Below are 12,345 nucleotides of genomic sequence, written 5' to 3'. Positions count from 1 at the left end.
CGATATGAAAAATTTTAGAATTGTTTTATCATTTGTTTTATTCCTGCTTTTCGGTCTAAGCAATGCACAGAAAGTGGGCGTTGTAGACACGGAATATATTCTGAATAAAATGCCTCAATATAAAGAAGCTGAAGCAAGACTGAATGCACAGATTGATACATGGCAGTCCGAACTTCAGAACCTGCAGTCTGAATACGAAAGAAAAAGATCTGCTTTTGAAAGTGAAAAAGTTCTTTTAATCGGAGATCAGCTTAAATTGAGAGAAAAAGAAGTAATGGATCTGGAAAAAAACATCAAAACAACAACGAGTTTACGTTTTGGTGCCACCGGAGAAATAAAGAAACTGAGAACAAATCTGGTTCAGCCTTTTCAGGATCAGATCTGGGAAGCTATCAAAACCATGTCTGAAAAGAACGGTTTGGCGATAGTTTTAGATAAAACAAGCAATAATGTTATTTTTCTTCAGAAAAGATCCGATTATTCGGATAAAGTTTTGGCAATCTTGTTAAAAGATGCCGAACCGAAAGAAAAAGGCAAAACAAAAAAATAAAAGTTTAACTTTTATTACATTTACAAATCTAAAAACAAATTAAATTATTTATTTACCAATTATGAAAAAATTAAGTGTATTATTTGCAGCGGTAATGATGGTTGTATCGGTAGGTATGGCAAAAGCTCAAAAAATTGCAACTTTAGATGTTATAGGAATTCTTAACGCAATGCCTGAAAAGAAAAAAGCAGATGCGGATCTTAAAACTTTCTTAGATACTAAACAGGCAGAAATCAAGAAAAAAGCAGACGCAGGACAGGCTAAATTAAAGCAGTATTCTGAAGAAGCTCCAAAGAAAACAGCTGAAGAAAACAAAGCAAGAGAAGCAGAATTGGCAAAAATGCAGGAAGAAATCCAGCAGATGAACGATAAAGCTCAGAAAGACTTCGTGGCTAAGCAGGATGTTGCTTACGAACCAATCGAGAAAAAACTGAACGAGGCGGTTTCTAAAGTAGCAAAAGCTAACGGTTATGATTACATTATGGATGCAAATTCTTCAGCATTCGTATTCAAAGGAGGACCAGATGCTACAGCTGCGGTGAAAAAAGAATTGAATATTCAGTAATTTTTTAGAAATTAATAAATATTTATAAAAATGAACCATCTCACTTCGAGGTGGTTTTTTTATTTTTGCGGAATGGAAAAAGAAGTATCAACCACGGTAAAGGTCAGATTCAGCGACTGCGATCCCATTGGTCATTTAAACAACGTGAAATATCTGGACTACATGTTCAACGCCAGAGAAGATCACGTAGAAACATTTTATGGTTTCACGTATGAAGAATACACTAAAATGACGGGATGCACCTGGATTGCGATTCAGAATGAAATAGCCTATTTAAAAGAAGTAAGATACAATACCTCGGTTGTTATCAGCAGCAAAACCATTGAAGTGGCAGACAGAACGGCAAAAGTGGAAATCCTGATGAAAAGTTTAGACGAGAAAACAATTCATGCCGTATTGTGGGTTACGGTAATCTACTTTAATGTTAAAACAAGAAAATCGGAAGTACATCCCGAAGAAATTAAAGAAACATTCAATAAGTTTTATGTAGATTTGGAACAGAAAGATTTCCAGTCGAGAGTTAAATATTTAAGATCACAAAACGCGAGAAACTCATGATGAAAAAAATTTTAGTAATAGGAGGAAACGGGCAGTTAGGAAACTGCATCAGAAAAATTGCTCCGGATTTTGAGCTGGATTATGAATTCATTTTTACAGATTCACAGACTTTAGACATCACCAACGAAGATCAGATCAATACTGTTTTTACGGAAAACAAACCGGATTACTGTATCAACGCTTCAGCTTATACAGCGGTAGATCTTGCCGAAACTGAAAAAGAAAAGGCTTTTGCTGTAAATGCAGAAGGAGTGGCTTCCCTTGCGCAGGCGTGTAAAGACTCTAAAACGACTTTTATCCACGTTTCTACAGATTATGTCTTTGATGGAGAAACCAATTTAAGCTATTCCGAAGACGATTTTACAAGTCCGATCGGAGTGTACGGCGAATCCAAATTGAAAGGTGAAGAGCTTGCATTGGAGATTAATCCGAAAACAATCATCTTAAGAACTTCATGGCTGTATTCTGAGTTCAATAAAAATTTTGTGAAAACAATGCTCAATCTTTTTTCTCAGAAAGACGAATTGGGAATTGTGGCAGATCAGTTCGGGCAACCTACCAATGCAAACGATTTGGCTGAGGCCATTATGAACATCATTGAAGCAAAAGAAAAAAAATATGGCGTTTTCCACTTCTCAAACTATCCCGAAACAACTTGGTTTGAATTTGCTGGAAAAATAGCTGAATTTTCTAAATCTTCAGTTAAATTAAATCCTTTAACTACCGAGCAATATCCTACTCCGGCAAAAAGACCGAAAAGAAGCACGATGTCTCTCGATAAAATTGAAGAAGTTTATAAAATAGAACCCAAATATTGGGAAAATAGTCTCGAAGAATGCGTTACCATTCTTACACAATAATATATATAGAATGAAAAATCTCATCATTGTTGCTTTCGCTTTTCTTACTCAGCTTTGCAGCGCACAAAATGTGTACCTTACGAAAGTTCAAAAAACGAAAGAGAATACCGATAAATTCCTGTACAAAATTAATGAAGAAATAAAAGATGCTGAATATTTGGGTGAAGTCGAAGTCCAGGGATTCTGGAAATACGACGATGAAGTTTTTTCATTAATGTATAAGAAGGCAAAAGAAATCGGGGCCAATGCATTTTCATGGAAACCTTTTGAAAATATTGATGGAACTCCTCAGAATTTCAACCCTTCCAATTACAGATTAAATCTTTATTTTCTTCCAAAAGATCAATTCAAAGATCAGACAGGGTATATGTATATTTTCGCTTCTTCAGAAAAAGATCAGAAAATAGCGATCAATAAGACCGATTATGTACTTTCACCAAGATCATACCTGAAACTGAAAACGGTTCCCGGTGAAGTCTATACAATTTCAACTAAAAAGTTATTAGGCTCAACCATCAAAATCCAGCCTAAAGACAATAGTTCTAATCAGTATTTCCAGATTTCGGCTACAAAAATAAAATCAGACGAAAGTGGAGTAGGCGGACTTAATCTAAAAAGTGGCGATATCATCGGTCTAGAAAAATCCTACGGAGAATTTTTAAGCACCATATATAATAAAGAAAAGCAGAGTAATTAAACTCTGCTTTTTCATTTATAAATAATCTTCTTTTCTTTGCACCACAAACTCTCTCCTCTCCAACACTTCCCCTCAAACCCATCTATTTTTCCCTCAAATCCACGAAACTTTGGTTCAAAATCCAATCTTCCACTCCTTATCCAACGTTTTCATGGAGCAAAAAACTTTAATCGAGTAATGTGGAAAACTATGGATAACCATTTAAACTCAAATAAACCAGTGTTTTAGGATTCAAAGTTACCCACAATTACTGCTTTAGTGTAAATATTATGTTAAATATATTTGGAAGAGCGGGTTTAAAGTTTCTATCTTTGCGGCATTGAAAAACGAAAGAGACTCAGTAAGCGGAGACGAGCTTTTAGATAAGCGATATACTTTAATAAACGCCTGGATAATACTTTTATAAAGTATTAAGATGATACGGATCGGGGATATTTTATTTTAAATTAATTTAGAAAAAAACTTAAAATAAAACTTGCTCAGAATAAAAAGATTTGTATCTTTGCAGTCCCTAAACGGGGAAGCGCAGGAGTTAGAGATTGAATGGCAGAGAGGGGTTAAGGTTAGTAAAAAAAAACTTTAAAATTTTCTTCAAAAACATTTGGTCAGAATAAAATAAAGTATTACTTTTGCACTCGCAAATACGAAACGAAAACGACAGAGAATTAGTTTTGTAGGAAGCGAAAGATTTGAAGATCATTGACATACAATATAACAACCAAGTAAGGAAAAACTAAAGCGTTAAAAACTTTGAGTGAGTCAGACAAACATACAATGGAGAGTTTGATCCTGGCTCAGGATGAACGCTAGCGGGAGGCCTAACACATGCAAGCCGAGCGGTAGAGATTCTTCGGAATCTTGAGAGCGGCGCACGGGTGCGGAACACGTGTGCAACCTGCCTTTATCTGGGGGATAGCCTTTCGAAAGGGAGATTAATACCCCATAATATACTGAGTGGCATCACTTATTATTGAAAACTCCGGTGGATAGAGATGGGCACGCGCAAGATTAGATAGTTGGTGAGGTAACGGCTCACCAAGTCAATGATCTTTAGGGGGCCTGAGAGGGTGATCCCCCACACTGGTACTGAGACACGGACCAGACTCCTACGGGAGGCAGCAGTGAGGAATATTGGACAATGGGTGAGAGCCTGATCCAGCCATCCCGCGTGAAGGACGACGGCCCTATGGGTTGTAAACTTCTTTTGTACAGGGATAAACCTATTTACGTGTAAATAGCTGAAGGTACTGTACGAATAAGCATTAAGCTAACTCCGTGCCAGCAGCCGCGGTAATACGGAGGGTGCAAGCGTTATCCGGATTTATTGGGTTTAAAGGGTCCGTAGGCGGATCCGTAAGTCAGTGGTGAAATCTCATAGCTTAACTATGAAACTGCCATTGATACTGCGGGTCTTGAGTAAGGTAGAAGTAGCTGGAATAAGTAGTGTAGCGGTGAAATGCATAGATATTACTTAGAACACCAATTGCGAAGGCAGGTTACTATGTCTTAACTGACGCTGATGGACGAAAGCGTGGGGAGCGAACAGGATTAGATACCCTGGTAGTCCACGCCGTAAACGATGCTAACTCGTTTTTGGTTTTTCGGAATCAGAGACTAAGCGAAAGTGATAAGTTAGCCACCTGGGGAGTACGAACGCAAGTTTGAAACTCAAAGGAATTGACGGGGGCCCGCACAAGCGGTGGATTATGTGGTTTAATTCGATGATACGCGAGGAACCTTACCAAGACTTAAATGGGAATTGACAGATTTAGAAATAGATCCTCCTTCGGGCAATTTTCAAGGTGCTGCATGGTTGTCGTCAGCTCGTGCCGTGAGGTGTTAGGTTAAGTCCTGCAACGAGCGCAACCCCTGTCACTAGTTGCCATCATTCAGTTGGGGACTCTAGTGAGACTGCCTACGCAAGTAGAGAGGAAGGTGGGGATGACGTCAAATCATCACGGCCCTTACGTCTTGGGCCACACACGTAATACAATGGTAGGTACAGAGGGCAGCTACACAGCGATGTGATGCAAATCTCGAAAGCCGGTCTCAGTTCGGATTGGAGTCTGCAACTCGACTCTATGAAGCTGGAATCGCTAGTAATCGCGCATCAGCCATGGCGCGGTGAATACGTTCCCGGGCCTTGTACACACCGCCCGTCAAGCCATGGAAGTCTGGGGTACCTGAAGTCGGTGACCGTAACAGGAGCTGCCTAGGGTAAAACAGGTAACTAGGGCTAAGTCGTAACAAGGTAGCCGTACCGGAAGGTGCGGCTGGAACATCTCATTTTAGAGCGTTGAAGAACGTTAAACAAAATTAGTGTAGCAATACACAAAGTACTTACTTAAAGTAAAGCTTTAGTTTTTTATTTGGTTGGTTTATAAGGAAAGTAAAAAGTTAAAAGTAAAAAGATCCAAGTGTAAAAGTGAGGAATATAAAAATTACTTATTACCGATTACTTATTACTTATAAATATATATAAATACAAAACCCACTAGAAATTAGTAAAAGGGAAAGAGATTGAGAAATGAAGAAGGGGAAAAGTATATTACTTATTACTGATCACTCATTACTCATACAAAGTCTCGTAGCTCAGCTGGTTAGAGCGCTACACTGATAATGTAGAGGTCGGCAGTTCGAGCCTGCCCGAGACTACTAATTAAGGCGGCTGGCAAATCGCTTATGGCTTATGGCAAAAAATCCAGAAGCAATTAGCAAGAAGCCAACAGCACCTAGAGGGGGAATTAGCTCAGCTGGCTAGAGCGCCTGCCTTGCACGCAGGAGGTCAAGGGTTCGACTCCCTTATTCTCCACAGTTTTGGAAGTTTGATTTAAAAGTTACGATTGGAGCCAAAAACAACAATTGTTCATCAGACAGAAGAGAAGAAATTAAGATCATTGACATTAACGGTAAAGACATCACAAAGAGAAAACCGAGCACTTATAAGTGCTTGAGTAACCTAAAAATAGGAAAGAAATCGTTAAGGGCGTATGGCGGATGCCTAGGCTTTCAGAGGCGAAGAAGGACGTGGTAAGCTGCGAAAAGCTGCGGGGATTGGCACACACGAATTGATCCGCAGATGTCCGAATGGGGCAACCCGGCATGTTGAAGACATGTCACCCAGCAATGGGAGCAAACCAGGAGAACTGAAACATCTAAGTACCCTGAGGAAAAGAAATCGAAGAGATTCCGTAAGTAGTGGCGAGCGAAAGCGGATTAGCCCAAAAGTCTTTATATGTTTAAAAGAATGTTCTGGAAAGAACAGCCATAGAGGGTGATAGCCCCGTATTTGAAAGGCATACATAGATGATAAATGAGTAGGGCGGGACACGTGAAATCCTGTCTGAATATGGGGGGACCATCCTCCAAGGCTAAATACTCCTGAAAGACCGATAGTGAACAAGTACTGTGAAGGAAAGGTGAAAAGCACTTCGAATAGAAGGGTGAAATAGAACCTGAAACCGTACGCCTACAAGCGGTCGGAGCAGATTAATTCTGTGACGGCGTGCCTTTTGCATAATGAGCCTACGAGTTAATTTTACTAGCGAGGTTAAGGACTTCAGGTCCGGAGCCGGAGCGAAAGCGAGTCTGAATAGGGCGCATAGTTAGTAGGATTAGACGCGAAACCTTGTGATCTACCCATGGGCAGGTTGAAGCTTTGGTAACACAAAGTGGAGGACCGAACCTATTGACGTTGAAAAGTCTTCGGATGACCTGTGGGTAGGGGTGAAAGGCCAATCAAACTGGGAGATAGCTCGTACTCTCCGAAATGCATTTAGGTGCAGCGTCGTATATAAGTTTATTAGAGGTAGAGCTACTGATTGGATGCGGGGGTTTCACCGCCTACCAATTCCTGACAAACTCCGAATGCTAATAAATGTTCTACGGCAGTGAGGGCATGGGTGCTAAGGTCCATGTCCGAGAGGGAAAGAACCCAGACCAACAGCTAAGGTCCCCAAATTTCTGTTAAGTTGAAGCAACGCGGTTGGACTGCATTGACAGCTAGGATGTTGGCTTGGAAGCAGCCATTCATTTAAAGAGTGCGTAACAGCTCACTAGTCGAGCGGTCCGGCATGGATAATAATCGGGCATAAACAGAATACCGAAGCTATGGATTTATAATTAATTATATCTGGTAGGAGAGCATTCTATCGGCGCAGAAGCAGTATCGTGAGGTATTGTGGAGCTTATAGAAAAGAAAATGTAGGCATAAGTAACGATAAAGGGGGCGAGAAACCCCCTCACCGAAAGACTAAGGTTTCCTCAGCCATGCTAATCAGCTGAGGGTTAGTCGGGACCTAACGCGAACCCGAAAGGGGTAGTGGATGGACAATGGGTTAATATTCCCATACTTGCTCACACTAAAAAGGGGACGGTTCGACGTAGCTATTGAAGACGGACGGAAGTGTCAAGGCCTAGCCTTCGGGCGAAGCTGTTATAGTGAAATCGGATCCAAGAAAAGCCGAAGTGAAGCAACCCGTACCAAAACCGACACAGGTGGTCGAGGAGAGAATCCTAAGGTGCTCGAGTGAGTCGTGGCTAAGGAACTAGGCAAAATAGTCTCGTAACTTCGGAAGAAGAGACGCCAACAGCAATGTTGGCCGCAGTGAAGAGGCCCAGGCGACTGTTTATCAAAAACACAGGACTCTGCTAAATCGAAAGATGCTGTATAGGGTCTGACACCTGCCCGGTGCTGGAAGGTTAAGGAAGGGCGTTAGCGTAAGCGAAGCGTTTGACTGAAGCCCCAGTAAACGGCGGCCGTAACTATAACGGTCCTAAGGTAGCGAAATTCCTTGTCGGGTAAGTTCCGACCTGCACGAATGGTGTAACGATCTGGGCACTGTCTCAGCCACGAGCTCGGTGAAATTGTAGTATCGGTGAAGATGCCGATTACCCGCAATGGGACGAAAAGACCCTGTGAACCTTTACTATAACTTCGTATTGACTTTGAGTAAGTAATGTGTAGGATAGGTGGGAGGCTTTGAAGCAGGCACGCTAGTGTTTGTGGAGCCGTCGTTGAAATACCACCCTTTACTTACTTGGAGCCTAACTTCTTTCAGAAGGACATTGCGTGGTGGGTAGTTTGACTGGGGTGGTCGCCTCCAAAAGAGTAACGGAGGCTTTCAAAGGTACCCTCAGCACGCTTGGTAACCGTGCGTAGAGTGTAATGGCATAAGGGTGCTTGACTGTGAGACCAACAAGTCGATCAGGTGCGAAAGCAGGACATAGTGATCCGGTGGTTCCGTATGGAAGGGCCATCGCTCATAGGATAAAAGGTACTCCGGGGATAACAGGCTAGTCTCCCCCAAGAGCTCACATCGACGGGGAGGTTCGGCACCTCGATGTCGGCTCGTCACATCCTGGGGCTGGAGAAGGTCCCAAGGGTTGGGCTGTTCGCCCATTAAAGTGGCACGCGAGCTGGGTTCAGAACGTCGTGAGACAGTTCGGTCTCTATCTATTGCGGGCGTTAGATGTTTGAGAGGGCTTGATTCTAGTACGAGAGGACCGAATTGAACAAACCTCTGGTGTATCAGTTGTACCGCCAGGTGCACCGCTGAGTAGCTATGTTTGGAAGAGATAAGCACTGAAAGCATATAAGTGCGAAACTCGCCTCAAGATGAGACATCTTTTAAGGGTCGTGGGAGATGACCACGTTGATAGGCTACAGGTGTAAAGTTGGTAACAGCATAGCCGAGTAGTACTAATTACCCGTAGATTTATAGCCTATTCATAAGTAATGAGTAATAGGTAATGAGCAATCATGCTTATCATAACTTAGCTTAAGTATTTATAAGTGCAACACTGGTTTTGCCTTTGTGATGAAATTTACCGATAAAAACGGTTCATGGTTGAATGTTTAAGATTCATGGTTCAAAACTTTGAACAATAAACAATAAACCTTAAACCTATATACAACCTTTAGGGTGGTTTTAGCGGTGGGGCTCACCTGTTCCCATTCCGAACACAGAAGTTAAGCCCACCAGCGCCGATGGTACTGCGCAAGCGGGAGAGTAGGTCGCCGCCAGTTTTTATTTAAAAGTCTCATAGATTAAATTCTATGAGACTTTTTTTTTGCTCATAACTCTCCATCTCTCATCTTAATCTATCCCTTATCAAAGGAAAGAAGCAAGGGAAAAGTAAAAAGAATCAAGGTAAAAGTAAAAAGAACCAGGAGAAAAGTAACAAGTAAAAAGTAACAAGTAAAAAGAGAAAAGTAAAGGAGCCCGAGGATGTAATCATTCATCAATTATCTTCATTACCTATTACTCATTACCCATCAATAGCAGTAAACAGAAAATTATTTTCTGTCATTGCAAAACAATGGAATCATGGATCGATCTTAAAATATTCTGGCTATAACCATCGAAAAGGTGCAAAATATTCATTAAATATAGCCTTATCTTAAGGTACAAAGATTTTATTTACGATAAAATAAGCATCAATCCTTTGATTTTCTTGCGCCTTAAAGATTTGAGACGAATAAAAATCTTGCATCTTTACGTTTTCCAACAAGAATATTTTTATTATAAAAAGTTTAAGCAAACTCATTGTGAACTACGATTAGTAAACGGTTTTCTAACGGAGACCCTTCGGCAATCTCAGGGAGACTCTCGAATTGACCGTAATATTTAAACATTGTCAGGCTAAGCCTGTCCGAAGCCTTTATTAATAAAGAATAAGTCAATTAATTTAATTATTCTTAAAAAAGATCATATTCCGGTATTTTAAAAATGAAAACACCTTCAATTATTTTTTTATTTAAATCATTTAATACCCTAAAAGATCAAAACTGAATTAATGAAGATTAAATTTTTTACCGTGAACTCATTTTTTCCTCCTCAATTATTCAATACTATTGCAAAAAATCCCTATCAACCTTTCCTTTAACAACACTTCCACATCAAAAAAACAAACATTAGTTTAAAAAAGTATAAAATTATTCTCTCATCATATCAGCGTTTTATGTCCAAATATGAATACAAGATGAAATTAAAGTTAACAAAACTTGTTTTGTAATGCTTAAAGTCTCTATCTTTGCGGCACTGAAAAACGAAATAGGATCAGTAAGCGGAGACGAGCTTTTAGATAAGCGACATACTTTAATAAAATGCCTGGGTAATACTTTTATAAGGTATTAAAAGGATACGGATCAGGGGGATATTTTATTTTAAATTAATTTAGAAAAAACTTAAAATAAAACTTGCTCAGAATAAAAAGATTTGTATCTTTGCAGTCCCTAAACGGGGAAGCGCAGGAGTTAGAGATTGAATGGCAGAGAGGGGTTAAGGTTAGTAAAAAAAAACTTTAAAATTTTCTTCAAAAACATTTGGTCAGAATAAAATAAAGTATTACTTTTGCACTCGCAAATACGAAACGAAAACGACAGAGAATTAGTTTTGTAGGAAGCGAAAGATTTGAAGATCATTGACATACAATATAACAACCAAGTAAGGAAAAACTAAAGCGTTAAAAACTTTGAGTGAGTCAGACAAACATACAATGGAGAGTTTGATCCTGGCTCAGGATGAACGCTAGCGGGAGGCCTAACACATGCAAGCCGAGCGGTAGAGATTCTTCGGAATCTTGAGAGCGGCGCACGGGTGCGGAACACGTGTGCAACCTGCCTTTATCTGGGGGATAGCCTTTCGAAAGGGAGATTAATACCCCATAATATACTGAGTGGCATCACTTATTATTGAAAACTCCGGTGGATAGAGATGGGCACGCGCAAGATTAGATAGTTGGTGAGGTAACGGCTCACCAAGTCAATGATCTTTAGGGGGCCTGAGAGGGTGATCCCCCACACTGGTACTGAGACACGGACCAGACTCCTACGGGAGGCAGCAGTGAGGAATATTGGACAATGGGTGAGAGCCTGATCCAGCCATCCCGCGTGAAGGACGACGGCCCTATGGGTTGTAAACTTCTTTTGTACAGGGATAAACCTATTTACGTGTAAATAGCTGAAGGTACTGTACGAATAAGCATAAGCTAACTCCGTGCCAGCAGCCGCGGTAATACGGAGGGTGCAAGCGTTATCCGGATTTATTGGGTTTAAAGGGTCCGTAGGCGGATCCGTAAGTCAGTGGTGAAATCTCATAGCTTAACTATGAAACTGCCATTGATACTGCGGGTCTTGAGTAAGGTAGAAGTAGCTGGAATAAGTAGTGTAGCGGTGAAATGCATAGATATTACTTAGAACACCAATTGCGAAGGCAGGTTACTATGTCTTAACTGACGCTGATGGACGAAAGCGTGGGGAGCGAACAGGATTAGATACCCTGGTAGTCCACGCCGTAAACGATGCTAACTCGTTTTTGGTTTTTCGGAATCAGAGACTAAGCGAAAGTGATAAGTTAGCCACCTGGGGAGTACGAACGCAAGTTTGAAACTCAAAGGAATTGACGGGGGCCCGCACAAGCGGTGGATTATGTGGTTTAATTCGATGATACGCGAGGAACCTTACCAAGACTTAAATGGGAATTGACAGATTTAGAAATAGATCCTCCTTCGGGCAATTTTCAAGGTGCTGCATGGTTGTCGTCAGCTCGTGCCGTGAGGTGTTAGGTTAAGTCCTGCAACGAGCGCAACCCCTGTCACTAGTTGCCATCATTCAGTTGGGGACTCTAGTGAGACTGCCTACGCAAGTAGAGAGGAAGGTGGGGATGACGTCAAATCATCACGGCCCTTACGTCTTGGGCCACACACGTAATACAATGGTAGGTACAGAGGGCAGCTACACAGCGATGTGATGCAAATCTCGAAAGCCGGTCTCAGTTCGGATTGGAGTCTGCAACTCGACTCTATGAAGCTGGAATCGCTAGTAATCGCGCATCAGCCATGGCGCGGTGAATACGTTCCCGGGCCTTGTACACACCGCCCGTCAAGCCATGGAAGTCTGGGGTACCTGAAGTCGGTGACCGTAACAGGAGCTGCCTAGGGTAAAACAGGTAACTAGGGCTAAGTCGTAACAAGGTAGCCGTACCGGAAGGTGCGGCTGGAACATCTCATTTTAGAGCGTTGAAGAACGTTAAACAAAATTAGTGTAGCAATACACAAAGTACTTACTTAAAGTAAAGCTTTAGTTTTTTATTTGGTTGGTTTATAAGGAAAG

At 41.1% G+C, this 12,345-nt stretch carries 5 protein-coding genes, 2 tRNA genes and 4 rRNA genes; all 11 read left to right on the top strand.

The genetic code is table 11. The features are described from left to right. Positions 1-4 precede the first annotated feature (4 nt). The 11 genes from PFY09_RS11075 to PFY09_RS11025 all read left to right on the top strand — a co-directional run bounded on the left by PFY09_RS11075 (position 5) and on the right by PFY09_RS11025 (position 12,244). The gene (locus tag PFY09_RS11075) at positions 5-550 is read left to right on the top strand and encodes an OmpH family outer membrane protein (protein ID WP_087708479.1); all 546 of its coding nucleotides are present in this window, start codon (positions 5-7) and stop codon (positions 548-550) included. 61 nt (positions 551-611) lie between these two features. Then, entirely contained in the window at positions 612-1,115 is a 504-nt protein-coding gene (locus PFY09_RS11070) for an OmpH family outer membrane protein (protein ID WP_076396645.1), read from the top strand. Positions 1,116-1,187: 72 nt separating this feature from the next. Continuing rightward, on the top strand, positions 1,188-1,673 hold the full coding sequence (locus tag PFY09_RS11065; RefSeq protein WP_087708421.1) for an acyl-CoA thioesterase: 486 nt from the start codon (positions 1,188-1,190) through the stop codon (positions 1,671-1,673). Continuing rightward, positions 1,673-2,533, top strand: coding sequence for a dTDP-4-dehydrorhamnose reductase (gene rfbD, locus PFY09_RS11060; protein ID WP_271159730.1), 861 nt, complete (start codon positions 1,673-1,675; stop codon positions 2,531-2,533). The genes PFY09_RS11065 and rfbD overlap by 1 nt, the downstream gene beginning before the upstream one ends. 10 nt (positions 2,534-2,543) lie before the next feature. Then, positions 2,544-3,230: a hypothetical protein gene (locus tag PFY09_RS11055; RefSeq protein WP_271159729.1), complete on the top strand. Its 687-nt coding sequence runs from the start codon at positions 2,544-2,546 to the stop codon at positions 3,228-3,230. Positions 3,231-4,001: 771 nt separating this feature from the next. Then, positions 4,002-5,519 (top strand): 16S ribosomal RNA (locus PFY09_RS11050). A gap of 292 nt (positions 5,520-5,811) precedes the next feature. Next, positions 5,812-5,885 (top strand) — tRNA-Ile (locus PFY09_RS11045). A gap of 83 nt (positions 5,886-5,968) precedes the next feature. Next, positions 5,969-6,042, top strand: a tRNA-Ala gene (locus tag PFY09_RS11040). Positions 6,043-6,200: 158 nt separating this feature from the next. Then, positions 6,201-8,955 (top strand): 23S ribosomal RNA (locus PFY09_RS11035). Positions 8,956-9,150: 195 nt separating this feature from the next. Beyond that, positions 9,151-9,258 (top strand): 5S ribosomal RNA (gene rrf / locus PFY09_RS11030). A gap of 1,469 nt (positions 9,259-10,727) precedes the next feature. Continuing rightward, positions 10,728-12,244, top strand: a 16S ribosomal RNA gene (locus tag PFY09_RS11025). The 16S, 23S and 5S rRNA genes sit together here with 2 tRNA genes alongside, the layout of an rRNA operon. The last annotated feature ends 101 nt before the right edge of the window (positions 12,245-12,345 follow it).

The sequence above is a fragment of the Chryseobacterium gambrini genome (genome assembly GCF_027920505.1).
Lineage (GTDB): Bacteria > Bacteroidota > Bacteroidia > Flavobacteriales > Weeksellaceae > Chryseobacterium > Chryseobacterium gambrini.
The sequence above is the reverse complement of the archived record's forward strand: the minus strand, read 5'-3'. Positions and strand labels throughout refer to the sequence as shown.